15 protein-coding genes are annotated in these 25,703 nt (G+C 54.7%); 9 read left to right on the top strand and 6 right to left on the bottom strand.

The genetic code is table 11. From position 1 onward, the window contains the following. Positions 1-133 precede the first annotated feature (133 nt). Positions 134-2,632: a glycoside hydrolase family 95 protein gene (locus CA13_RS13380; protein WP_146397408.1), complete on the bottom strand. Its 2,499-nt coding sequence runs from the start codon at positions 2,630-2,632 to the stop codon at positions 134-136. A gap of 156 nt (positions 2,633-2,788) precedes the next feature. Between CA13_RS13380 and CA13_RS35085 the strand changes: the two genes are divergently transcribed. The 3 genes from CA13_RS35085 to CA13_RS13370 are packed head-to-tail and all read left to right on the top strand — an operon-like array spanning position 2,789 to position 7,379. Further along, positions 2,789-2,929: a hypothetical protein gene (locus CA13_RS35085; RefSeq protein WP_419194298.1), complete on the top strand. Its 141-nt coding sequence runs from the start codon at positions 2,789-2,791 to the stop codon at positions 2,927-2,929. Further along, positions 2,930-4,573 (top strand): 3-keto-alpha-glucoside-1,2-lyase-like domain-containing protein, encoded by a 1,644-nt coding sequence (locus CA13_RS13375; protein WP_419195109.1) that lies wholly within the window; start codon positions 2,930-2,932, stop codon positions 4,571-4,573. Further along, positions 4,536-7,379 carry a sulfatase-like hydrolase/transferase gene (locus CA13_RS13370; protein ID WP_419194297.1) on the top strand — a complete coding sequence of 948 codons (2,844 nt, stop codon included), beginning with the start codon at positions 4,536-4,538 and terminating at the stop codon, positions 7,377-7,379. Before CA13_RS13375 ends, CA13_RS13370 begins: the two co-directional genes overlap by 38 nt. A 67-nt stretch (positions 7,380-7,446) precedes the next feature. Here CA13_RS13370 and CA13_RS13365 read toward each other — a convergent pair whose 3' ends face one another. After that, positions 7,447-8,040, bottom strand: coding sequence for a hypothetical protein (locus tag CA13_RS13365; RefSeq protein ID WP_146397402.1), 594 nt, complete (start codon positions 8,038-8,040; stop codon positions 7,447-7,449). A gap of 62 nt (positions 8,041-8,102) precedes the next feature. On the opposite strand from CA13_RS13365, the gene CA13_RS13360 reads away from it, so the two are divergent. From CA13_RS13360 to CA13_RS13350, 3 genes are read left to right on the top strand one after another with little or no spacing between them, the layout of a single operon-like run. Next, the gene (locus CA13_RS13360) at positions 8,103-11,267 is read left to right on the top strand and encodes a sulfatase-like hydrolase/transferase (protein WP_146397400.1); all 3,165 of its coding nucleotides are present in this window, start codon (positions 8,103-8,105) and stop codon (positions 11,265-11,267) included. A gap of 54 nt (positions 11,268-11,321) precedes the next feature. Next, positions 11,322-12,284, top strand: coding sequence for an alpha/beta hydrolase (locus tag CA13_RS13355; RefSeq protein WP_419194296.1), 963 nt, complete (start codon positions 11,322-11,324; stop codon positions 12,282-12,284). 7 nt (positions 12,285-12,291) lie between these two features. Further along, positions 12,292-13,638, top strand: coding sequence for a leucine-rich repeat domain-containing protein (locus CA13_RS13350; RefSeq protein ID WP_419194295.1), 1,347 nt, complete (start codon positions 12,292-12,294; stop codon positions 13,636-13,638). A 725-nt stretch (positions 13,639-14,363) separates the two neighbouring features. On the opposite strand, the gene CA13_RS13345 is transcribed toward CA13_RS13350, so the two are convergent. The 3 genes from CA13_RS13345 to CA13_RS13335 form a co-directional block, all read right to left on the bottom strand. Further along, on the bottom strand, positions 14,364-16,052 hold the full coding sequence (locus CA13_RS13345) for a mechanosensitive ion channel family protein (protein WP_419194294.1): 1,689 nt from the start codon (positions 16,050-16,052) through the stop codon (positions 14,364-14,366). Positions 16,053-16,509: 457 nt separating this feature from the next. Continuing rightward, a complete protein-coding gene (locus CA13_RS13340; RefSeq protein WP_146397392.1) occupies positions 16,510-16,698 on the bottom strand; it encodes a hypothetical protein in 189 nt (62 codons plus the stop codon). 21 nt (positions 16,699-16,719) lie between these two features. Further along, on the bottom strand, positions 16,720-17,406 hold the full coding sequence (locus CA13_RS13335) for a phospholipase D-like domain-containing protein (RefSeq protein ID WP_419194293.1): 687 nt from the start codon (positions 17,404-17,406) through the stop codon (positions 16,720-16,722). Between the two features lie 78 nt (positions 17,407-17,484). Between CA13_RS13335 and cls the strand changes: the two genes are divergently transcribed. After that, a complete protein-coding gene (gene cls, locus CA13_RS13330) occupies positions 17,485-19,068 on the top strand; it encodes a cardiolipin synthase (protein WP_473087457.1) in 1,584 nt (527 codons plus the stop codon). Positions 19,069-19,439: 371 nt separating this feature from the next. After that, on the top strand, positions 19,440-22,616 hold the full coding sequence (locus tag CA13_RS13325) for a S9 family peptidase (protein WP_146397388.1): 3,177 nt from the start codon (positions 19,440-19,442) through the stop codon (positions 22,614-22,616). Positions 22,617-22,656: 40 nt separating this feature from the next. Here CA13_RS13325 and CA13_RS13320 read toward each other — a convergent pair whose 3' ends face one another. Beyond that, positions 22,657-25,140: a discoidin domain-containing protein gene (locus tag CA13_RS13320; RefSeq protein ID WP_419194292.1), complete on the bottom strand. Its 2,484-nt coding sequence runs from the start codon at positions 25,138-25,140 to the stop codon at positions 22,657-22,659. An 88-nt stretch (positions 25,141-25,228) separates the two neighbouring features. Here CA13_RS13320 and CA13_RS13315 point away from each other — a divergent pair, with 88 nt between their 5' ends. Next, complete coding sequence (locus CA13_RS13315; RefSeq protein WP_419194291.1) at positions 25,229-25,459, top strand: hypothetical protein; 231 nt, start codon at positions 25,229-25,231, stop codon at positions 25,457-25,459. Positions 25,460-25,703: the final 244 nt, after the last annotated feature.

Raw genomic sequence — 25,703 nt, 5'->3', positions numbered from 1 at the left:
TCACTGTCGGTCGCCGACCGATTTTGCGTGTTCCTGCGGCGCCCGCAACGCGGTCCAAAATTAGAGCCTGGGGTCGCGCAACACCACTGAAAAACAGAAATCAATCACAACGAACCCGCACGGGGCTCTACATCTACTTGTTGGATTCCAGCCACGTGTGAGACTGCCCCTGCTGCAGCTCGATATTGTCGCTTAAGACGCCCTCTGCGAACAAACGAAATGTGCCTCCGCCGGTTGACCTGACCTTAGCTGCTGTCAGCTTGCCGCCATCCCAGGAAATGTCCACTTCGAAACCTCCTCGCGCCCGTAGCCCTTTGACGTGTCCGCTGGGCCAGGCCGATGGCAATGCGGGCAGTAAGTGTAAAATGTACGGCGCATCCGCGAGTGTTTCAGTTGGGACGATTGGGGTGTAGTGATTTTTCATCGACGGATCTTGTTGGTACGCAACATACGCGGCCTCGCCAATCGTACTGGCACTCGCATCAACACTTCGAAGATGGCTTTGCAGCAACATTTCGCAGACACCTGCCGCGCCTCCAAAGTTTCCATCGATCTGAAACGGCGGGTGGAAATCGAACAGGTTCGCGTAGGCGCGTTTTGCGGTTAGAAATCGATAAATCTGATGTGCCTTGTCACCGTTATGTAACCTCGCCCAAAAACAAGTTTTCCAACCTGTGCTCCAGCCCGTGGATTCATCGCCTCGGTGTTCCATTGTCACGAGCGCCGCCTGGTACAATTCTTTTGTGACCAGCGGAGAAATGTCACGCCCAGGATGCAAGGCGATCAAATGCGAAATGTGCCGGTGAGTATCCTTGGGGTTGTCCCAGTCTTCAGGCCATTCTTGTAACTGTCCATACTGGCCGATTTTCTGCGGGCACAGCTTTGGAATCAAGTTCTGCAAGGTTTTCCGGAAGTCTTCATCGCGGTTCAATACTGCGGACGCTTCGATACAGTCGGTGAATAGATTCAGCAACAACTGCTGGTCCCACGACGCACCGTATGCTTGCTTGTTAAGTTTGCCGTGCTGCGCGACCAAATACGCGTTTTCTGGCGACCATGTGGGATAGACGACAAGACTTCCATCTTTCCAAGGTGCAAGGTACTCAACGAAAAACTCAGCCGCGCCCTTGAGGACAGGATAGATCTCTTCCAGGTATTCCTTGTCTTGGTTAAAGGCATAGTGGTCGAAAAGGTTCTGGCAGAGCCAATGCCCGGCTTGTTGGTTGCGGCGGCCATGAACATTTTGTGCTGTGAAGCCATAGACGTTTCCGTTTAAGCCCATGCTCCAACCTTGATCGACGCCAAAGGTTTCACGAGCCGTATGTGCGCCCGATTGGGCAAGAATCTTCGTCCAATTGACGAAGGGACGAAACGATTCCGAGAGGTTGGCAGGATCTACCATCCAGTAGTTCATCTGAACGTTGATGTCAGTGTGGTAATCACAATTCCACATCGGCTTTAGATCTGCGTTCCAAAGTCCCTGTAGGTTGGATGGAACCGGAGCGCCGCGTGAACAGCTAAGCTGCAGATAGCGGCTGTAATTGAAATAGAGATTCTCGAGTTCTTGGCTGCCGCCCGTGGTGACAAGTTGGTCCGTTGTCAGCCCGGCCGGTTCGAAATCCAACTCCAACCGACAGCGGTCCATCAGTCCCGATACATCATCGACGTGTGATTTCTTTAACGCGTCGTAGCCCAGCGTCGCGGCCTGGGAGATTGTCTTGTTGCAGTCCGATTCGTAATCGCGTCCTTTGAAAGCGGGAAACACCGGCAGGTAGTCGGTGTAGCCAGCCACGAGCATCGTCACTTCGTCGGCACCGGCTATCAGAAGCGAACCGTCGGCCTGCGGAGTCACGGCTGCGTCGCCGGCATCGACTTGGACTATCTGCATGAACTGGATGTCGTCTTGGACCATCTTTGCCTGGCCGGTCAGAACGATTCGGTCGCCTGCAGCCTTGGGTTGCCCTAGCTTGTGTTTGGTGGTTGCCTTGATCGTTAAATTCAAAGACGCGTCACTGGCCGTATAACGAGCGACGAGCACATCATGTGGATGGCTACAGAAAAATTCACGGGTAAATGTTGTGTTACCGATAGCGTAGACAACCGTTCCCAACCCTGTGCGTGCATTCAACGTTCGGCGGTAATCGGAGACGGTTTTCGGATCATGTCCTGTCGAAATTAGCACATCCGTAAACGGTGCATAGTTGCCAAGGGGCTCGGTGCTGCTGAGATATTTCGTCGACAAGCTTTCCATGCTATCGGGTTTCGTTCCGTATTTACCGTCGCGGTAGACTTGCCGCACCGTTTCAAGATCTTTGCTTCCGCTGGTTCGTGACCCAGACTGAGTGACAGGGTCCGCTCCCCGTTTCGCGTTCATCCACAACGTGATGTCGTTGATCAGTAGATGCTCGGTATCAACGCCGCCCGAGAACATGGCCCCCAGCCGACCGTTGCCAAGCGGCAGGGCGGTTTGGATGTAGCCAAATTTCGAAGGTTTTCTGCCCTTTCCCTTGTTAGTCAATGATGCGTCATTCGCGGGGGAGTCGTATTGCAATACGTACCGCTGATCCGCAGCGGCAACCGTCGCCATCCCCATCGTCAACACAAATGTGGTCGTCAGTGCCTTAAAGTTCATCGGTTAAGTCGCTTCTTTGAAGTGTGGAATTCGTTTGGTTGATGTTGTGGGCTTGGCTTAGAACCGTCGGAATAATGTAACCGTACACCAGAACCGTTGTAGGTGCGGGGGTTAGGGTTGTGGGATTTGTTTCGCATCACTCAACGGAGAAAACCCATGCCACGATCCGAAACCGCCAAACTCTGGCAGGAGCGGTTGCCACGATTCGCGTCCTCGCAAATGACCGTCGCCCAATTCTGTCTCAGCGAAGGTGTCTCGCAGACGTCCTATTTACAATTGGAAGAAAAAGCTGCGTGAATTGCCGAGCGGCGCCAAGCCGAAGCCGAGCCGACGTATCACCACATTGACGTTGGCTCGCCGCCCAGAGTCAACGCAGCCAAGCCACCGGGGCAGTGGCAAACACTCGACATTATCTTCCAATCACCGCGTTTTGATTCTAGCGGTAAAAAGATCACGGACGCAAAGTTCGTTCGCGTGGTACACAACGGCCTGGTGATTCGGGAGAACATCGAATTGGCCTGGGCGAATGGCACCAACTGGGATCGTCCTCAGCGACCGCGAGGTCCGGTGATCATCCAGGGCGACTACGGCCCGATCGCGATTCGCAATATGACGGTGAGAGAATGGAAAGGCGATACAAATCTATTGAACCTCCCGCCGGAAGGCTTCAACTCACTTTTCAACGGCAAAGATTTCACCGGATGGAATGCTAACGCCAAAGTCCAGCAAATGTGGGCGATCGAAGATGGAGTGCTCAAATCACCGGAACTGCTTGAAGAGTGGGGTGCGGACCTTGTTACCGAGAAGAAGTACAGCAATTTTGTGCTGATGGCGGATTATCGAATGCCAACGGCGTCCGACAGCGGAATTCATTTTCGTGATTTTCTGCCTGCGATGAAGGGGAAGATTGGGGATGCCGAGCAGTTCAACCTCCGTAGCGGTGCAGGTACTGGACACTTAGAAAGCTTCTTTTTGATTCCTGAAGTCATGAAGTTGCCGAAGCCCCAACACCCGAAAATCAAATCAATCGATCCTGAGATTGGCAAATGGCATACGATCAAGCTGACTGTCGTCGGCCAAACGGTCAGCGCGGAAGTTGATGGCGATGTGATCATCGAACGCTTTGAGTATCCGCCGGGTATTCTCAGCATGGAGCCGAGCCACCTCCGCTTTCAGAAGCACCGCTTTGTGGAGGGTCGCCCCGGCGTGAGGAATCCCTGCTCCATTGAGTTTCGAAACATTTTCATTAAGGAACTCGAAGATGAAGATGAGGAAGCTGCCCAAACAAGCGGCCTAAACGTTCCACCGCCTAGCTTCACTGCTCTGTTCAACGGCAAGAATCTTGAAGGGTGGCATACTCCACCATTGGTCCAGGAATTTTGGTCTATCGAGGACGGCGTCCTCAAGTCATCGGGGCTGATCGAAACCTGGGGTGCATCGCTGGCGACAAAGAAACACTATCGCGACTTTGTTCTGTTGCTTGACTTTCGAATGCCGACGATCTCGGATAGCGGAATCAACTTTCGGCGATTGATTCCCGAGATTCCTGGCTTCGGGGACATGGAGCAATTCAACCTACGGTCCCGTGGCGGCATGGGCCACCTCGAAAGCTACTACTTCCTGCCGAAGGAGACGGCGATGAAGGTGGGACTGAAGGAAGAACACAAGCCGCACGTCCGACACATCGATCCCGAGGTCGGCGTTTGGCACACGGTCAAGCTGATCGTGAAAGGCCGCACGTTTTCGGCCGAATTTGACGGCGAAGTCCTCCATGACAACTTCCAGTACCACGACTGGATGTTGAATATGGAGCCGGCCCCGATTCGGCTGCAAAAACATATTGTCGTGCATGGCGACAACCTTAATCACTGGGCGACAACACCTGCGAACGGGAATTTACGGTGTGCTGCAGGATCACATGCACAACATGCATTTGCTTGAGCGGGAAGTGACGATCCCGGAACTGCTCCAGCAGTCCGGATATGGCACGGCACACTTCGGCAAGTGGCACATCGGAATGACTTCCGGCAAACGGAAAAAGCCGTCGCCTACCGAACACGGTTTTGATTACTGGTTCGGTCTGTCCAACGGCGCACATCCCAGCCACAAGAATCCCGTCAACTTCCTTCGCAACGGGAAACCCGTCGGTCCACTGAAGGGCTATTCGTGTCAGTTGATCGTGGACGATGCGATCCGCTGGCTGGACCAAAAGGAGTCTCCGGACCAACCATTCTTTTTGAACCTCTGGTTCAACGAGCCTCACGCCAAGCTAGCGGCGTCGGATGAGATCGTGTCGCTCTACGGAGACCTCAAGGACGAATCCGCCATCTATTCCGCCACCGTCGACAATACTGATCGAGCCATCGGGCGCCTTGTCGCCAAGCTCAAGGCAATGGGCAAACTCGACAGTACATTGATCATCTATTCATCGGACCATGGCAGCTATCGAACAGATCGCAATGGCGGACTGAATGGTAACAAGGGCTCCAACTTTGAGGGCGGTTTGCGTTCGCCCGGGATCTTCTTTTGGCCCCGTGGGATTCGCGGTGGTCGGATTGAAGACACGGCATGCGGCTCGGTCGATTTGTTGCCTACTATCTGTGGCCTGATCGGCATTGATGAACCGGCGAGCGTGCATCTGGATGGCGCCGACCTTTCGCCTTTATTGACGGAGAAGGGAGCGTTCCGGCGCGACCAGCCCCTGCTTTGGCTTGCGCCGTCATCAGGCCACCTGGCCACCTTGCGCGATGGGTCCTACACATTGATGGGATATCGCGGTTATCAACTGCCCTTTGATCACGTCAGGTTCAACGAAGTCCTGCGAAAGATGGCAGAACTGGCGGGCATCGATCCTTCATCGCCCAACCTTATTCAGGCGGTGAGCAATACAACGTTCTCCAGTCCCGAATTCCAACGCCTGAATGTCGAGCGGGTGCGTCTACAGACCTTCCAGGAAGCGTGGATTCCCGCGATCAAGGCGGGCGGATTCGGTCGGTTTGCGCTGTACGACTTAAGCACGGATCCGTTACAGCAAAATGACATCTCAAAACAGCGACCGAAAGTCACCGAGCGGCTCAAGAAAAAGCTGCTGGAACTCTACGAAGACGTCATGGCCTACGCACCGGTTTGGGAGCCGGTTGCCGATGCTTACGCTACCCCAACCGCCGCGTCTCCGGCTCGTAGCGGAACTCGTCAAGAATTTCGGCGGCCCCGCAATGATTCACCTCCATCGCCGAAAGTCTTGACGAGTTCCGCTACGCGCTCCTCTCGAAAACTTCCGAATGTCGTCGTGCTGCTGGCTGACGATCTCGGTTCAAAGGATCTCGGCTGTAATGGCGGGCCAGTCAAGACACCGGTGCTCGACAGCCTGGCGGCTCGCGGTGTCCGGTTCACCGACTTCCACGCTGGCGCAGCGGTCTGTTCGCCGTCACGGGCGACCCTCCTTACCGGAAGGCAGAATCTCCGCACCGGCATTTACGGCGTCCTGCAGGATCAATGGCACAACATGCATCTACTCGAGCGTGAGGTGACGATCGCGGAAGTCCTGCAGAAGGCGGGATACGGAACAGCCCACTTCGGCAAATGGCACATCGGCATGACCTCAGGCAAACGCAGGAAACCGTCGCCCACGCAGCACGGTTTTGACTACTGGTTCGGCCTCTCGAACGGGGCCAGCCCAAGTCACAAAAACCCGGTTAATTTTCGACGCAACGGCAAACCCGTTGGTCCGCTGAAAGGATATTCATGCCAACTGGTCGTGGACGATGCGATCGACTGGTTGGAAACGAAGGCAAATCCCGATCAGCCGTTTTTTATGAACATCTGGTTCAACGAGCCTCATTCCAAACTTGCGGCGCCGGATGAGATCGTGTCGCTCTACGGAGACCTCAAGGACGAATCCGCCATCTATTCCGCCACCGTCGACAATACTGATCGAGCCATCGGGCGCCTTGTTGCCAAGCTCAAGGCAATGGGCAAACTCGACAATACATTGATCATCTATTCATCGGACCATGGCAGCTATCGAACAGATCGCAATGGCGGACTGAATGGTAACAAGGGATCAAACTTTGAGGGCGGTTTGCGTTCGCCCGGGATCTTCTTCTGGCCCCGTGGCTTCCGGGGAGGACGAGTCGAGAACACGCCATCGGGATCGGTTGATTTGCTGCCGACCATCTGTGGCCTGGCCGGCATTGAAAAACCCAAAGGCGTGCATCTTGATGGCGCGGATCTGTCACCTTTGCTGATTGAGAAAGGGACGTTTAATCGCTCGCAACCCATGTTCTGGCTTTCACCGTCATCGGGTCATCTGGCCACCTTGCGGGAAGGGAATTACACACTGATGGGTTACAGTGGTTACAAATTGCCTTCGGATCAGGCCAGGAAAAACGACTTGACTCGGCAGATGGCCAGGTTGGCGGGCATCGATCCGTCGACGCCCAACTTGGGCGCCCACGTCGTCAACACCACCTTCTCCAGCCCCGAATACAACCGGCTGAAGGGCGAATTCGTTCGTTTAAGGACCTTCCAGGAAGCGTGGATTCCGACGATTAAGGCAGGCGGATTCAGCCGGTTTGCTTTGTACGACTCAAACGCTGATCCGCTGCAGCAAAATGACATCTCAAAACAGCGACCGAAAGTCACCGAGCGTCTCAAGAAGAAACTGCAGGAGCTCTATGAAGATGTCATGGCCGATGCACCGGACTGGGAGCCACTTGCCAATGTATCCACCACTCCTCCTTCGTAGCGGAAGTCGTCAAGACTTTCGGCCACGTTGCCACGACTGGCTTTGCCGAAACGCTTGACGAGTTCCGCTACGAGGTTTTTTTATACTTAGGATCTGGCCTTCGATAACATTCTGTCCGTCTTAGAAATGCAAGCGTCCTCCAGATCTCATCCCAACCTTCGTCAGTAAACAATCGCAGTCGTGCTGCACCGGGCAACAGGCAACCAGTATATGGATACGAGGCAAATGCATCAGACTGAATCAAATCGCTGCGTTCCGGGTTTCGGGCGATGTATTCCGCGACCGATTCGATTGCATCACGTTCGAGTTCCTCGTCCTTTAGTACATGATCGTAGGGCTGCCGTTGCAATTCGAAGCCGATTCGATTCAACGCATCATTCATATCACGACGAAACGACTTCATCGCCGTCGGCTGATCGGTACTGTCCGCCAATCCGGCCCAAAGCATGTGAATATGATCCGACATCAGGCAATAGATCGGGCATGCGACCTGATACCGAAACATTGCATGGGTCAGCAGTTCACGAAACTTGTATAAGAACCTGGCATCCAGCCACCCAGTGCGACGATCTTCGATCGTCAACGTCCAATGCACCCACGCATGACCGCGGTAATACTCCGGTGCCAGGCGTTTCAAACGCTGTTTGTATTCATCAGGCATCACCTCATCGTAGCGGAAGTCGTCAAGACTTTCGGTGTGCGAAGCTGCGATTGCCGAAACTCTTGACGAGTTCTGCTACGTGTTTTCGATCCGCGCGACTTGCAGGCCTTTGGGCGGTTGCGTTCCTGGCCGCTCTCGTTCCATCGAACGAGCGGGCCGCTGCCGCCCAACGTCCGAATGTCGTTGTCATGTACGTCGACGACCTGGGTTGGCAGGACATTGGCTGCTATGGCGGCCCGGTCGGGACACCGGCACTCGATGAACTCGCCGCACAGGGTGTACGCTTTACCGACTTTCATTCGGGCTGCGGAGTCTGCTCGCCGTCGCGTGCGACCGTCATGACCGGACGGCATCACATTCGCTCTGGCGTGTATCATGTGATCAGCGATCGCGATCACGCCATGCATCTACTCGAAAGCGAAGTCACGATTGCGGAAGTCCTGAAACAAAACGGGTACGACACCGTACATCTTGGCAAGTGGCACATGGGCCTGCCGTTTGGAGAAAGAAAAAAGCCGACGCCTTACGATCATGGTTTCGATTACTGGTTCGGGACCGAAAACACGGCCCATCCCAGTCATAAAGACCCGGTAAACTTCCATCGGCACGGCAAGCCGCTGGGAAGGATCGAAGGCTACGCCTGTCAGATCGTGGTTGACGAAGCCATCGCGTGGCTGGAGAAGGAACGACAAGCCGACAAGCCGTTCTTTCTCAACATCTGGTTCCACGAACCGCATGCACCCATCGCCGCACCGGATGAAATCGTGTCGCAGTACGGGGAGCTCGACGACCCGGCGGCCATCTACAGCGGCACGATCGATAATACCGACCGCGCCATCGCCCGATTGGTCGAGAAGCTGAAAGCAATCGGTGCGATCGAGAACACAATCATCGTTTACGCGTCCGACAACGGCAGTTATCGCATGGAACGCAACGGACCATTGAAACAGTCGAAGGGTTCCAACTTCGAGGGCGGCATTCGAGTCCCCGGCATCTTTTACTGGCCCCGCGGAATCAAGGCCGGGCAGGTTGAAAGAGAACCGGCCGGCATGGTCGACCTGTTGCCGACGATTTGCGGTCTAGCCGAAATTGACAAGCCCGAGGGAGTCCACCTGGACGGTTCTGACCTCTCGCCGCTGCTGACCGGTCGCCGCAGCGAATTCCAACGCCACATTCCATTGTTCTTCCTGCTGCCAACATCCAACCCGACAGCAACCGTCCGAGATGGCCGGTTCGCGCTGGTTGCCTATCGCGACTACGAATTGCTCAAAGACCTGAAAGCCATGAACGGCCTGATGAATCAGGTCGAAGTGAGTCTGAAACGTGAAAACAGCCCCGAGCTTCGTGATGGAGGAAGACTCTGGAGCAAGGTGTTCAACACGAATTTTGCGAACAAGGAAGCTGAGAAGCTGCGAATTCAGTTCCTGAAATTGAACCGCTTTCAGGAGTCATGGATCCCGGCCATCAAAGCCGGCGGCTACGAACGATTCGAACTGTATGACCTCGACGCGGATATCGGACAAGAGACCGACATTGCGAAGCAGCACCCGGAAATCGTGAACCGACTCAAACAGCAGCTACTTGACATCACCGCCAGCGTGATGGCCGACGGCGCGGACTGGAACTCAGCTGATGAAGCCCCGACGCCTTCCAAGTGGAACAGTTCGGAAAGTAGCGGAACTCGTGAAGAGTTTCGGTTGCCCCGCACTGATTCACCTCCATCGCCGAAAGTCTTGACGACTTCCGCTACGCGCGATGACATTGACTCACTCGACCTTCACTGGAATCAGTTTCGCGGACCGAATGGGGCCGGCACCGCCGCCGGTTTCAAGCCACCGCTGAGCATGGTTGCACAGCAGGCCGGATGGAAAACGCCGCTGCCGCCGGGCAAGTCGTCACCGGTTCTTTGGGGAGAACGAATCTACGTAACCGGCGTCGAAAACAACCGTTTGACGACCGTGGCACTCGACGCAAACTCAGGTCAGATCGTATGGAAACGCCTTGCGCCACAGGTGCAGTTGGAACAAGGCCACCTTGCTAACAGCCCGGCGGCCTCAACGCCTTGCGCGGATGAAGACAGCGTCTACGTTTATTTCGGATCGTACGGTTTGCTTTGTTACGATATCGACGGCAGCGAACGATGGAAGAAACCCATCCCCACCCCAAAGAGCATGTACGGCGTGGCGACGTCACCGATCTTACATGGGCAACGCCTCATTCTGACCTTGGATGACGATGCAAATTTACCGGACAGCCAATTGAGTCGATCTAAGGTTATCGCCCTGGACAAAGCGACGGGAGAACTCCTTTGGGAAACACCTCGGCCCTATCATCGGGGCGTCTGGTCCACTCCGATGATCTGGACCTATCAGGACGGAACCGATTTGGTCGTGCTCGGTAATGGACGTGTCTGTGGCTATGACCCTAAGACAGGGAAAGAGAAATGGCGAGTCCTTGGCTTTTCACGCGAACCCATCGCCGTTCCCGTGGCGGGCAACGAAAAGTTGTTTGTTTCGGTGTCGATGCGGGGCGGGCGTGGGGACGTGGAATTGGACCCAGAGCCATTCTGGGCTGCCATGCTACATTTCGATCGTAACGGCGACGAACGTATCGGACGCGATGAAATCACGAAAGAATTCACCCTGCCTTTTCGCCCCGAACTTCAGCCCAGTCATCCAGGATTCGGGCGTCCCCTTGCCAAAGATCCGCAGCGCCGCAAACAGCAACAGCACGGCCTGTTCGATTGGCGTGACTCGAACAAAGACGGATTCTGGACCAAGGAAGAGTTTACCGCCGATATGCGCGTCGGCACGGGCCAGCCCAATCTGGCGGCGATTCAGCCCGGCGGGCGAGGCGATGTCACCGAGTCACACGTTTCCTGGAATTTGCGCAGCGGTATCCCTGAGATTCCGTCTCCCGTCTTTCATGCGGGCCGACTTTATCTCATCCGCTCGGGCGGCATCCTGAGCTGCGTAAACACACAGACCGGCGAAGTGGTCTACCGAGAGCGAGTGGGAGCTGCCGGCCAATACAACGCCTCACCGATCATTGCCGACGGTCACCTGCTCCTCGTCTCAAGCCAGGGAGTGTTGACGGTTGTAAAATGCGGTAATGAGTTCTCGATCACGCACCAGATCAATCTCAATGCGTCCATTGCCGCCACGCCCGCGATGGATCGAAACAGCATCTATATCCGGACCGAAGATTCAATGATGGTCTTTCGTTGAGGCCGGAGCATGCTACCGGCCGCAGTATCCATTCAAACCCGCAAGAAACCTACGATGACACGACACCGAACCTATTCCCAGCGTGGCCGCTTAAGCGTATCGCGAGTCTTTGCTGCAGTGTTCATGACAACGTTGATTTGCCTCGGCACACCTTTGTCGGCAGTTGAATTGCCTCCTGAATCGCCGCTTTGGGAATCGCAAAGTCCGCCACATGAATTCCAACCGAATGGGGAACAGAGTCTGCGTTCAGCCAATGTGAGACCTGATTCGCTTTCGGAATTCAACCGAGTATTCAGCAACGTGTCGTCACCAACCTACAGTATCCATCGACCGAAGAAGTCCTGCGGTGTGGGACTGGTGATCTGTCCCGGCGGTGGGTTTCGCGATGTTTGGATCGATCGGGAAGGTCACGACCTTGCGATCTTGCTCAAAGAACACGGCGTCACATCTCTTGTCTTGAAGTATCGCACCCGGTCGGAAGAAGAGCTCCGCAAACCGAATGGATGGCAGAATTATCAGCTAGCCGTGCAGGCTGACGGCCGTCAGGCGATCCGCATCCTTCGGCAAAATGCAGAGGACCTTGGCTTGCAACCCGACAAAATCGGTGTCTGCGGATTCTCGGCAGGCGGCCATTTGGCGATCAGCTGCTCGCTTCATCCCGAGTCAAAGAGCCTTGAGAGTCGAGTCAGCGGGATGCCGAGTTTTGCGGGACTGTTCTACCCAGGCATTCCTGACGATGCCGCCGAGACAATTGAACAACGCATGAAACCCGAGTCACAGAACTCGCCCATATGTCCGATGTTTATCATCAACGCGCGCCATGATGAATTAACGCCGGTCGAAAAATGCATCGATTTCTATTCCCATCTCTTGGAGGCCGGTGTCGATGCGGAATTGCACGTCTATGGACGCGGCGGACACGGATTCGGTCTCGGCGTCGGACGTGGCGAGTCAACAACGATGTGGCCTGCCGGCTTTGTCGCCTGGCTTCGCGACTTCAACATCATCGAAGATTAACGCATCAATGGGCGGAACATCCATGCAGTTTCTGTTTTCTCGCGAGTTACTGCTCGTCTTTGCGCTCCTGAGTTGTGCGATGTCCGTGCACGGCCAATTGCAGCCCCTGTCCGCACACGCTAGCACTGGTGAAGCGGAGGCGACAGCGACGGGCGAGATTCTCGCACTCGTCGAGAACGAAGACGATTACGGGAAGGTCCTCACACTCGACGGCGACGGCCGTGTGGTTGGAGTCAATCTGTCGGGGATTCCAAACGTGACTGACGATACGCTCGCCCTTGTGGCAGCGCTGCCGATGCTTGAACAGCTTAATATCTCCGCGCCTGACATTGGCGATGAAGGTATGAAGCACCTCGTGGGGCTCTCTCGGCTCTGGCGACTTGACTTAGAGGGGACGGCTGTTACCGATACTGGAATCGAAATGTTGCGACAGTTGAAAGCGCTCCGCGATATCAGCGTGCGGCGATGTCGTATCACCAACGAATCGTTCGCCCACTTCGCGAAGATGGAGAAACTCACCCGCATCCGCGCGGTCAAAACGTATATCACCGACGGTGCCCTGAAACACTTGAGGAACAAGAAGAACCTTGAGTTGCTTGACCTGCGTGAATGCAATCAGCTTTCGGATGCCGGTATCGCGCATCTCAAGGGTCTCACAACGCTCAAGGATCTCAAGCTGCAGGGGCCCCGAATCACCAGTGCCGGGCTCGTGCATCTCGCGGGACTTCAGAATCTCCGCGTGCTCAGTCTGCATGATTGCAGCATCGATGACACGGGGCTCGAAAGCATCTCCGAGTTGAAGAACCTCGAAGACCTGACCCTCTTTCGCACATTCGTTACCGACGAGGGTATGCGCCATGTCGGCCACCTCACAAAGCTCAAGCGTCTCTCCCTCCGTAGCAACGTTCTGAGCAGCGAGGGCATGGTTCACCTTACGCCTCTCCGGCATCTAGAGGATTTGGATCTTAGCGAGACGATCGTCGGCAACGAGGGACTGGCTTTCATTAAGACGCTGCCCAAACTGGCAGATCTCAATCTTTGGGCCACTCGGGTCGGCGATGAAGGCATGCCACAGTTGGCCGAAATGACCACCTTGAAGTACTTGAATCTTGAGGGTGTAGGATATCCGGCCGGAAATATTCGGCTTACGGATAAAGGTTTGAAACGGCTAGTCTCGCTCGTGAATCTAGAGTCACTCCACGTCGGAAAAACGAGCGTCGCCGATGATGGCATCCTGGCGCTCACAGCGCTAAGCAACCTGGAGACACTTGACATCAATGCTTGCCGCCATATCTCAATCGCTGGGATCACCAAGCTACAGGCGGCCAAACCAAATCTCCTGATTCGGCAATAACTGTATCGGCGGGGGTGACACGGTCCTGACTTGCGGTACGTTGGGATTGCATCCTCCGTCGTTGGGTCCAGGAATCCCCGTTAGCGATAACGAGAGCACCGAGTACCTCGTGGGGGAAATAAAATTAGCCGACCATAAGACACGGAAAAAACGGAATTTCAAGTTTTGTGAGCAATGCACCTCAGCTGCACTGACGTGCTTAATCGCGTCGATAAAGTTCCCCCAACCGTTCTCACTGGAGCAGCCATAAACTCTGAACGTTCAGAAGCTTGTCAATGCTGGGTTACATTTCGTCTCACACCAATGATCGTCTCGGATTTGCGGGACCACCGAGACGTCGATGACATTCAGTCTGCAACCGAGGCAGTTGCTCGTTGTGATCCTTGCCAGTTGGCTCAGCCGCAAGTAATTACTGAAAATCGAGCACCTTGAAACACGATTGGCCGTTCTAAAGGAGCACCATGGCAAGAAGCGGTTTTTGCAGCCCAACAACCATCTGTAAAATTGACCTGTGATTTTCACCCTCTTTGTCGAAAGTCGGCGTTGGGTGTAAGAATTGCCGAGTCATCAGGCGTGAATGCCATAGCTTCGCTCTTGAGTTAATTGAACGGCGTCTTGAACGGTGCTTTGAACTGTTCGCCGTCTTCATCGACCGCATCGGCGTACATCGTTTTTTAGTCCTCAACGATCGGGAATCCGCAAAGATATGCTTCCGCGATGATGGATCATTTTCCAAGTACCCTTACATCGACCGGTTGTTCATCGCCATCGATTCCTGTGTGCGCCACTCTATCCGGCAAAGTGAACCTGATTCCGTGCTCTTCAAAGACTCGGCAGATTTCAAGATTTAACTGTTCAGTGAATTCCATGAACTTCCAGTAATCCGGCGGCACATACCAGTACATGATCCGAATATTAAACGCACCTTCATTGAATTCATTGAAGAACACTCGTGGTGGTAGTTCCGGATCCAGGTTCTCGTTATCACGAAGTAAGTCTCTGATGAGAGCGACAACCTTCTCGAGCTTCTCTCTGGGCGTATTCAAAGGTAATTGGAGGTCGGTGACGCGGCGAATGCTGGTTCGATTTCCAACGTTCTCGATATTGTGCCCCGCCAATTCGTCATTGGGAATGGTGACGGCGTGTCCTAACAACAGTCGAATTCGTGTGCTGCGCAGACCGATGTTCTCAACCACGCCGTCAAATCCCTGAACGAGGATTCGATCTCCGACACGAAATGGCTTGTCGGTCATCAACATCAGTGTTGCGAAAACACTCTTCAAGCCATGCTGAGCCGCAAGCGCAACGGTGAGGCCACCCACGCCAGCGCTAGCCAACAAAGTCGTTAACGGAATGCCAAGTCTTTGTCCTCCTTCGAGAACAACAATAACGGATGCGACGATGGCCGTGATCTTAGCAATGATTCGAATCAGTTGACGATTGAGCCGGCGACGGTTTTCTTGTTCCGATCTAACAACGATCTCGGCAACTCGGTCGGTGACTGCGAAGATGACGACAATGCCTGCCAGAAGAGTCACCACTCGGGAGGCAAAGCTGACGATCACCAAGGGGGTCCCGCGGAGCGTCAAGTGATTCTGCGTAAAGCTACTAAAAGCAAAGGGAACCAGCATTGCCAGGATCGGCAACAGAATCATCAAACAATACTTCATCGGCGCGTCATCACGCCAGCGATTGCTAAGTGTTCTTTGCACGCGATAGATACCGATCATTAACGTAATCGAGAGGAGCATTGACATCACGAGCCCAACCCATTTCCACACCGATATCCCGGCGAAATTGTCCCGCATCCAATCCGGCAATCGGTCGACGATGCGGGCAACGCTTGGGTGGCCTGGCGCCGAAAAATACCAATCGAAAAAACCCGGTGAAACATTTGGGCCTGTTGTTCGATAAGGCAATTCCTCGACTTCCTCGTAATATTGAGCCACTCGCCCGATCGTTCCAGGCGTGAAGAGGTACTCGTATTTGCGCGGCCCCTCTTCGACGCGGGCAATGGAGATGCGAGTGCCAGGAAGATGCCAGCGGGCAAGTTGCCCGCCGTTTGCCTCGATCGCATCCAAATCCGGAATTTCCTCGTAAGGCGGCAGCGGTGCCCGATCGAGTATCTCCTTAAGACGAATCGCAGCGTCGCCTGCCATTTGTTCGCGCGCGTACTCCGGCAACTCGTTTGTATTGAGGCAATCGAGGGCACGGTTCACCGGGGCCATATGTCGTCCAATGCGACGATCAAAGAATCTCTCCTCCATCGTCCGCTGGTGAAACTGGTTGACTGAATCGATGAAACTTTTCAGCGTCGCTCGAGGACTTGACGTATCCGCCGGGCCAACCTGTTTCGCCTCTTGTCCGTAGGTGACTGAAAAAATGCAAGCCACCGCAACCCAAGAGCCGAACACCCTGCGACCTATTCCATTGCGACTTAGAACTTGAAATCGGCATCGTGTCATTCCATCTGCACCCGTTGCAATATCTATTTGCGAATCAAACCGTTCTCATTCTATGTCGAACACACTTCTGCCGCGATAGACTTAGACGGACAAGCGTCGATTCTTGCTGCTTGTCATCGAAGATGGAAACCAACTTTGACTCTGCCAACATCGATTTTCGTGTTTGGCGCCGAGCGATAAACGGATGTGCTCACCGTGCTCATCGACGACATAGCCGTAAATTGGTTCGTCGCATCTGCGATCGGGAATCCGTAAAGAGAGGCCTCCGTGGCGATTAACTTTGTATCCGCAAGCGTCCGTTTTGGTGCGGACACGCAGTCGCAGAGTGTACCGTCAAGCAACATCGCGGTGACGAGGGGATGGGACAGCGCCTCGAGCCTTCGTTGCCGCATCGTGATTCGCTTTGTTACGACGAAACAAAGAAATCGTTGAGGCCCGACAATACAAACTGCACGCCTAGCAGGCTGATCAGATCATCGCTGACATCCGAGTAGAAGTATCCAATTCCGATTCGGTCGCCCTTGCGGTTCTTGTTGAGTCCTTTGCGCTTCGATCGTGTAGGTGCCTGGCCAGTTGTACGGTTTCGTTTCTTCATCTGCCCATCCCATGCTGGCTGTCAGCCAGACGCGTCGATTCTTGTCGCAGCGATCCTGCCACAGCGTCTGCTGGCCCACGTAGCCGGCCATCCAGGAACACGTTTTTGCAGGGAACGTGATCCCGACTCCTGGCTGAAACGACAAACCATTTCAATCAAACTGGGTAAGTTCACCTGTGTTGTAGGTTCCAACCAAGAGGTGTGAACTAGGTAGTCCGCCAAACTCGGTGAAGACACGTCCTGTATGATGACCTGCAAACTATTGCCGGGCGCCATGCCGTTTTCAACGCTGGCGGTAACCGCCAGTGACAGCGACGGGCTCTCGACCAGAAGGCCCATTTCAGTATTCAAATTGACCGAACGAGGATCCAGGTTGAACGAGCCCTTAAACGTGACTTTGCGATCAAAGACCATCGTCTTGGCATGCAAGCCGATGTTCGGTTTGAACTGCGCCAGTTGCTCGTCTGTAAACAGTGCTCGTTCCGATTTTGCGTCCGGCCGCATCTCGTGCGACTCAGCCCCAGTCGCCAACATCCTTTTTGGTTGTTTGCGATATCCGACAAAGGCGGTCAGATGGTTGTTGGAAGCCATCGAATTGGTGGCAAGTGGGACTTTGACGCCACACGCTCGCGCCTCTTCAATGGCCTTGAAGCCACCGTCGAGCAGAATCAGGTGGGCACGTTGGATAGGAACTTCATCAACCCTCACATCACGTTTGATCTCTGGTGGCCCGCTTGATTTCTAGTGGAAGGTGCCTACTCGATTTGTTATGCTGACGCCGAGAGGATGAGCATCACTACACCACGATGCGACGTCGAAAAGTCGGAACGCGAGTCGAGACAACGAGACAAACCGATCGGCGATATCTTACTGTGGCCGCTGGCCTGCCGCAGTCGCGACGCTTCCCATCGACGGTATCTGTCACTTGAGGACCTGGATATGAACTTGGCCGCCGTTACCCTTGCTGCCCACATTCTGATTCTGGTGGCAGTCATGATCCGTGTCATCTTGCGACCACATCGCGAACCCGCATCACGAATCGCCTGGCTCGTTGTCATCGTGTCGCTGCCAATCTTTGGCATCTTGGTCTATATCCTATTGGGGGAAACCAGTATTGGCCGCCGCCGAGTCGCGCGCATGCGTGAAGTGATCAAAGGCCTGCCGCCGATCACAACGGCTGGAGGCGATTCGCGACCGGAAGTGCCTGAAAAATATCAACACTTATTCGACGTCGGTCACTCCATCAGCGGGTTCGCCGCCGTCGGAGGGAATGCCGCCAATTTGCTGAAAGACTCCAACGCTACGATCGATTCGATGGTCGCCGACATCGACGCCGCGGAAGATCACGTTCATTTGATCTTCTACATTTGGCTGTCCGACAACAACGGTTGCAAAATAATCGAGGCACTCAAACGCGCGGCAGCCCGCGGGGTCATGTGCCGCGCCATGGCGGACGGACTCGGCTCGCGGGACCTCATCAAGTCTCCGCATTGGAAGGGAATGAGTGATGCCGGCGTGGATGTGGCGGTTGCACTGCCGATCGGCAACCCGCTGCTGCGTCCTTTCTTCGGTCGCATTGACCTTCGGAATCATCGCAAGATTCTTGTGATCGACGGACACATCACTTACTGCGGCAGCCAGAACTGCGCCGATTCTGAATTCCGTGTCAAACCGAAGTACGCGCCCTGGGTCGATGCCGTGATGCGGTTCGAAGGTCCGATCGCCAAGCAAAACCAGTACGTCTTTGCCAGCGACTGGATGGCCTCCGTCGACGAGAACTTGGACGAACGATTACGTGCGCCAATGCCTGAGGCAAAGGGAAACGTTCTCGCCAGCGTCGTCGCTACCGGACCGACGATTCGATATTCGGCAATGCCAGAAATGTTCGAGTCGCTGTTATATGCCGCGCGACGCGATTTGGTGATATCGTCTCCCTACTATGTGCCTAACGAGTCGCTGCAAGACGCGCTCTGCGCTGCCGCTTACCGAGGCGTCGACACGACGATCATTTTTCCCGCTCGCAACGATTCCTGGATCGTCGCAGCCGCCAGCCGCAGTTACTACGCCGACCTGCTTGCCGCCGGCGTCAAAATCCACGAGTACGTCGGTGGATTACTACACACCAAGTCACTGACAATGGACGGCGAAGTCTCGTTGATCGGTTCAGCGAACATGGATCGCCGCAGCTTTGAACTCAACTACGAGAATAGTATTCTCTTCGCCGACAAAGTGTTAACCGAAGAGCTTCGTGCGCGACAGCAAACTTATCTTGCCAGCTCGACAGAAGTCACGGTCGACGACGTCGCCAAGTGGCCGCTGCGTCGACGGCTCTGGAACAATACCATCGCCATGCTCGGCCCCGTGCTCTGAGGATGCGCTAGGCTCACTACCTAGCGCGACGATTCTCAGGTACCTGGATTAGACGGACCATTATCCGATGATGTTCGACAGGTTGTGCGTTACGCGGCCGAGAGTGATCCGTTTTCGACCTCTCAGCGACAAGATTTAGTACTCTTTCCACACGTCCCAATTTTAATTTCTCTTTGAATTTAGTCTTGGCTGATTCAGCGGCGATAGTCGACTGTGGAAAGATGAAATTGCTTCGGCAGACAAAGAAAATCTGTCAAACGATTCGGTTACTAAGTGGCAGTTCCACTCGAGTGTCGAATTGAAGGTTCAAAATTCGTTGAACGTAATTATCCTAGAGCGTTTGGTTCGACTTGCTTCCTGGGACACCTTCAATGATTTCTCTTCTCGATTTTGCACGCCGTGTCGGCATCAACGCATCGGTGTTCACTGTCGCTGTTTTCGTCGCTTGCAGCAACATCCATTCGCAAGACATCACGCGCCGAATGCTTGAACATAGCGACTATGACATCTGGAACACCCTTTCGGGAGCAAGTATTTCCAACGATGGAAATTGGATCTTGTACACCGTCATAAGCGGCGAGATTGACGGTGAAGACACGTTACACATTCACCATGCCAAGACGGCCCGCGAGTACGTCATTGAACGCGGGGCCGATGCAAAAATCACCGATGACAGTCGGTTTGTGATCTATCGCGTCACACCGGAAATGAAGAAGCTGAAGCAGCTGCGCAAGGAGAAGAAGGAACCTCATGAAATGCCTCATTCGGCATTGCAAATTCTTGAACTCGCGTCGGGCGATCTGCGGACGCTCTCTGGCGTGCGTTCTTTTGGATTACCCGAGGAAAACAGCGATTGGGTTGCCTGCTTGATGGAGAAGTCATCCGACCCTGACGAAATCGACAAAACTGCCCTGGAGGACCGTGAAATTTATGAGGTAACGCCGGCAGGACTTCGACGGCCCGAGAAGAAGTTGAAGCTAAAGAGCCGCGAGGAAATCGCTCATCGACGTGGCAAAATCGCGACATCCTTCAAAACCGAGATTGCAAAAAACAGAGAAAAGGGTGAATCAGCTAAAGAACAATCGGATCAAGACCAAGATGATCCAGAGCAGAAAAAAAAGTCGGTCGGCACGGCTCTAAAATTGATCAACTTCGATACCGAGGTGCTGCGGACGTTTCCCTTCGTCCATTCCTTTCGATTTTCGAAGGATGGAAAACGGCTCGCCTTTGTGACTTCGATTGAACCTCCCGAGTCGAGCGAACCGGAGGAGGAGCCGGACGAACAAGACCACAAGGATTCCAAAGACTCGAAGGATCGCGGCCCCATCGACGGTGTTCACGTGATCAAGCTCGATTCGCTTGATTTGGCCACCCTCGTCAGCGGTGTCGGCGAATACAAGAATCTGGCGTTTAACGAAGATGGTTCGCGTTTAGCGTTCATCACCAATAAAGACGACTACGAAGCAAAGATGCCGTCGTGGGGTCTTTATCAATGGAACGTGGGGGCAAAGCAGGCGAAACGCATCGTGACCGAAGGTGACCAGGGGTTACCTGAGGAATGGTGGATCGCACCAGAATCAAACCAGAGTTTCTCGGAGGATGGTCGTCGGTTGTATTTCGAAACGACTCCAATTCCTGAACCCGTGCTCAAGCAGCGTCTTGCCAAAGCGGAAGGTCGTGAAGTCGAGGATGAGGATTCCGACGATCAAGCCAAATTGGATATTTGGCATTGGCAGGATCCACAACTACAACCGCAACAACTTCTCGAGGCCGAACGTGAACGCAAACGTCGTTACCGTGCTGCCTACGTTCTAAAGTCAAATAGAGTGATTCAACTTGAGGATAGCGAAATCCCGTCGGTTCGCCTCGACGATCGATCGCCCTCCAACATCGCGGTCGCAAACACCAACGTCCCCTATCGCAAGATGCTCTCTTGGGACGTTCCTGGATTCCAAGACGTCTACCTCGTCAATCTGAACACGGGTCGCCGCGAACGGGTTTTGGAAAAGGTTCGTTGGGATGCGTCGATGTCACCTCAAGGGAAATTTATCGTTTGGTTTGATGCCAAACAAAAAAAGTGGTTCGCAAAAGCGACTCAAGGAAAGGAAGCGAAAGCAATCGAGATTAGCAAAGGAATCAAGCATCCGCTCTATAACGAACTTGACGACCGCCCCACCTTACCGTCCGCCTACGGAACGGCGGGATGGATCGATAACGACCAAGCACTTTTGGTTTACGATTCGCACGACATTTGGAAGCTCGATCCAACCGGCAAATCGAAACCGATTTGCATCACGTTTGGCGAGGGCCGCAGAAGTGATATCCGTTTTCGCTACAGTAGCCTCGATCGTAAGCAGCGTTCCATCGACCCATCCAAATCGATGATTCTAAAAGCGTTTCATCGCGATACCAAAGCAAGCGGTTTTTATGTTCTCGATTTGGCGAAACAAGATGTTGACGCTAAAGACAAGAACGCCAAAGACAATGCACTACGTCCCTTGATCATGTTGGACGAGAATCTGGCAGGGCTACGAAAAGCGAAAGACAGTGACCAAGTCGTGTTGACTCGAAGCACCTTTGAACGGTTTCCCGATCTTTGGACGAGCACGATCGGCTTCGAGAAAATTTACCGCGTCAGCGATGCCAACCCCCAGCAAGACGATTACTCGTGGGGCACCGCCGAATTGACTCACTGGAAAGCTCAGGATGGGCAAGATCTTGATGGCCTTCTGCTAAAACCAGATCAGTTTGATCCGTCCAAGCAATACCCGATGCTAGTCTATTTTTACGAACGCAATTCAGACAATCTGCATCGCTACTATCCACCTGCGGCGGGCCGTTCGATCATTTGCTTTAGTTTCTACGTCAGCCGCGGGTACCTCGTTTTCATTCCAGACATTCCTTACACGACAGGCCAGCCCGGCCAAAGTGCCGTTAATTCGATCCTTCCGGGCGTTGACCATTTGGTTGCCCAAGGCTTCGTTGACAAGGACCGAATCGGAATGCAGGGGCATAGTTGGGGTGGCTATCAGACGGCTTACCTTGTGACGCAAACCGATAGGTTTGCATGTGCCGAAGCGGGAGCCCCCGTAAGCAACATGACCAGCGCCTACGGTGGGATTCGCTGGAGCAGCGGTATGAGTCGTATGTTCCAGTACGAGCGGACTCAAAGCCGGATCGGCGAAGACCTTTGGTCGGCGCGTGAAAAATACATCGCCAATTCACCCCTCTTTTCTGCCAACAAGATTAACACACCCCTATTGATTCTGCACAATGATCAAGACGGTGCTGTTCCGTGGTACCAGGGGATCGAGCTATTTGTGGCGCTCCGGCGTCTCGAAAAGCCGGCTTGGATGCTCAATTACAACGGCGATCCGCATTGGGTCATGGGCGACTACAATCGCCGCGACTTTGCGACTCGCATGCAACAGTTCTTTGATTACTACCTAAAAGAGGCACCCGAGCCCGAATGGATGGCCGTCGGCGTTCCGGCGGTCGAAAAGGGAGACAACTTTGGTCTCGACTTGCTCGAACCGAGCGAAGAGTGACGTCTCATTAGTAGGGGTGACTTGTCAAGTCGCGGACCTACTAAGGCAGTCGCAGTAGGGCTTCCAGGATCTTCACCCGTACCGCCTCTGCTCCGGTGCGGGCTTTTGGTTCGCACCAATGGATATCCGAGACGCCTTGGGCCTCGAGTACCGTGTCGGCACCGTGGGCCAGCAGCTCTTCGGCAGCGGCGACCGCGGGCCGAGAATCCCCTGCGGCCTTAGCTCGCTCGACGGCCGTGCGAAGTATCACGAAATACTCGTAGTCCTCCACGCTCTCCCGAATCGCCTCCATGTGCTTGCCGGCGGTGACCGTCTGGCCCTCCAGGAACAGCGGCGTGTAGGGGCCGGACTTGGCGAAGTATTCGCACCAGGAGGAAGCGCCGCTGTTATCACCAAATGCCCAGAAGTACGAGCCCGTGCCACCGACCTTCCAACAGTGCCAGGCTTGCAGGCGATGGTAGCTATAGGGATCGAGCAGCTTGGCGGGTCCGGAGCACGAATAGAACTCCAGTGTTCGACCTTCATTCTTCTGGTCAAGATAGAAGTCAGCAAACGATTGACCCTCGGTGAGCCACATCGGCCGGTTTGGGCAGAGCACGTCGCAGGATTCATACAGTTCCACCGGTGCCTTTGTCGGATTGCGGTAGGTCGGGTCTTCCCAAATGATTACCTCCGGTTCGGCTGCCCGGATCGCCTTCGCCCAGGCCAGCAGCGACTGGAGGTCGGAGCCTTCGTGCGGTTCGTCATGGATCAGCAATCCGAGTTGGTCCGGCCGTATCCCCTTACTCTTGAGGTGTTGGACCCAGGCGGAAATCCACGTCCCCACGCGCTGGCTGAACTCGGGCGAGTCGATCGGGGCCCCGCCCAGCGAAGTGGCGATCCGCCCAGCGTAGTCGGCCACCGAGAGAAACACATGGTATCGCTTGGCATCGGGCCACTGCTCGATCCAGTTGTCAAACTGCTGGGTGTCCAACTCGATCTTGGTTAGATCGCTCGGGTCGAATCGAAATTTCATCATCGCAGCGGAAGTCGCCCACGGCGCGTTGACAAAGTGCGACTGCATGTGCCCGAGAAACTCCTGGAGGTTATCTGTGGTGACGCCGTAAGTGCCGCCGCCATTGGTGTAACTCCATCCGCCGACGTGCAGCGTTGTTTGGCGGGGGAATTCGAACGGCCAGATACGAAGTTGAATTCGAAACTCCAGCGGCTTCGTGCTGTCGGCGTCTACAACGATTTTTCCCGTGTGGCTGCCCGCCGGCTGATCGGCCACGTGGAATGTGAACCAGACTTGGCGAGTCAGTCCCGGCGGTACCGAGACGGTCCATGCACCTTGCTGGCGGCTTACCTCCGGCAGAGCCGCCGCGATCGGCTCCGATTGGGCCGTGTCTGTCCAGGCCACCTCGTGCAGGGTGACATAATCGGGGGTCGGCGAGCCGGGCAGCTCCTCGAAACGCACGCGGGCATAGAGAATTTGGTCGGTAGCGTTATAGAGATTTACGGACGCCGCGCGGTATTCTCCGTGCATCGTGTGTACCTGAACGCTCGAGTCGGATGGTGCCGGTGGGATGCCGATCAGTGCCACGGGTCCCCAGAGATCCGGCACGCCCCCCCAGAAGCTCGGCCGACCGGCAGCTTTCCACAAATCAGCCTGGACTTGGAACAGATTTGCGTGGGCATCACCTATCGGGAGCACCGCCCGCAAATTGGGGCCCATTTCGGCCGCCGCAGTGTCTAGTTGCTTTCGAACGTCGCTGAGTCGTTTGAGCAGTTGTGCCTTGACCGCTTGATCGACCGAAGAGTCTTTGATCGCCTTTTGTAGATTCGCTGCGTCTTTGGTGTAGCGGATTTGCAAGGCCCGGTGAATCCGGCCTCGCTCAAAAACCGCCTTGGCACTCTGCACCGGCTTGCCGCCCGGATCTCGCTGCAGTAGCTCTTGCGCGCCGCGGAACACCTCCACTTCATCAACAAACAGGTAGGGCGCACCGGCCAAGGGAATGGCTATGAACTGGACATAGCGGCCGCGGGTCGCAAGCTCATGCGTGATCACACGGCGGATCGCATACTTTTCAGGCCACGAACCGTAACGCTTGTGTTCCAAGGCGACTAGGTCACCCACATCGCGATAGTTCTTGCCATCGTCGCTGACGAGAATGCGAATCTCTGCCGGCCACGTCACTCCCGCCGTTCCTGCGGCGGTGGTGAATGCCACGCCGGCGATCGGTTCCGTCCGTCCCAGATCGACAGTGACCAAACTATATGCCGGGCGCGTCCAGCCGACCGTTCCCTGCTGAGTCCAAAAATACTCCTTGGTCGACTTGCCATCGGTCAATTGGGTCCGGTCATCCACATCGGTACAGTGGGAATAGTTGGGTTGGGGCCAAAGGGTATAAGGTTTTGCCAGAGCGATGTTTTCGCCCGGATGGTCCGCAGTCGCCATCGTGACCGACGGGCTGAAGACAAGGATAAAGACAGAGACGGCCAACCGGTGAGTGTAAGGTCGGAGAGTGTAAGCTATCGAGATCATGATGCACCTCTTTGCGGCGACGTGCGACGGACAGATGTGAATTGATTCCATGACGCCAGAATCTCAGAATACGATTCGGATCCACACGATGTCAACAAGCGTCCGGGAGGACAGCCGTGCGGGCCATGAAGTATCCCGAGACCACAAAATAGCGATCCGGTACCCACGCCAAAACTTGATCCATCGCGACATCAAGCCTGCGAACCTCTTCTCGGCGAATCGCGGTGGAATGTACGACGTTGCCAAGTTGCTCGATTTTGGACTGGTTCGACAATCAGGGCTGGCCGCCAGTCACGATCACCGCTTCGGCGGGATCTGACCTCGAACCATCGCTTCTGGGATTCAAAGCCGCAAAGCAGACTTTTTCAATGGCTGAACGTCCGCTAGTGAATGAAAAGAGCCTGCTACCAAGTTGCAGCAGACTCTGAGATGTTCTTCTCGTTCATAATAAGGCACGCACAACAAGGCACGCACAACAAGGCATGTGCGAGATGCAGAGACCTCGCCACCTTCCGCAAGCCACTCTTCGGTTCTCCGTAGATTTCGGAAACGGCACCTGGCCC

Source organism: Novipirellula herctigrandis, from assembly GCA_007859835.1.
Classification (GTDB): domain Bacteria; phylum Planctomycetota; class Planctomycetia; order Pirellulales; family Pirellulaceae; genus Novipirellula_A; species Novipirellula_A herctigrandis.
This window is presented reverse-complemented; position numbering and strand designations above follow the sequence as displayed.

Bases quoted from the DNA above. Each gene is read 5' to 3' on its own strand.
- CA13_RS13350 (WP_419194295.1), top strand. From the start codon at position 12,292: ATGGGCGGAACATCCATGCAGTTTCTGTTTTCTCGCGAGTTACTGCTC.
- CA13_RS35085 (WP_419194298.1), top strand. From the start codon at position 2,789: ATGCCACGATCCGAAACCGCCAAACTCTGGCAGGAGCGGTTGCCACGA.
- CA13_RS13325 (WP_146397388.1), top strand. From the start codon at position 19,440: ATGATTTCTCTTCTCGATTTTGCACGCCGTGTCGGCATCAACGCATCG.
- cls (WP_473087457.1), top strand. From the start codon at position 17,485: ATGAGCATCACTACACCACGATGCGACGTCGAAAAGTCGGAACGCGAG.
- CA13_RS13365 (WP_146397402.1), bottom strand. From the start codon at position 8,040: ATGCCTGATGAATACAAACAGCGTTTGAAACGCCTGGCACCGGAGTAT.
- CA13_RS13355 (WP_419194296.1), top strand. From the start codon at position 11,322: ATGACACGACACCGAACCTATTCCCAGCGTGGCCGCTTAAGCGTATCG.
- CA13_RS13340 (WP_146397392.1), bottom strand. From the start codon at position 16,698: ATGAAGAAACGAAACCGTACAACTGGCCAGGCACCTACACGATCGAAG.
- CA13_RS13315 (WP_419194291.1), top strand. From the start codon at position 25,229: ATGTCAACAAGCGTCCGGGAGGACAGCCGTGCGGGCCATGAAGTATCC.
- CA13_RS13380 (WP_146397408.1), bottom strand. From the start codon at position 2,632: ATGAACTTTAAGGCACTGACGACCACATTTGTGTTGACGATGGGGATG.
- CA13_RS13320 (WP_419194292.1), bottom strand. From the start codon at position 25,140: ATGATCTCGATAGCTTACACTCTCCGACCTTACACTCACCGGTTGGCC.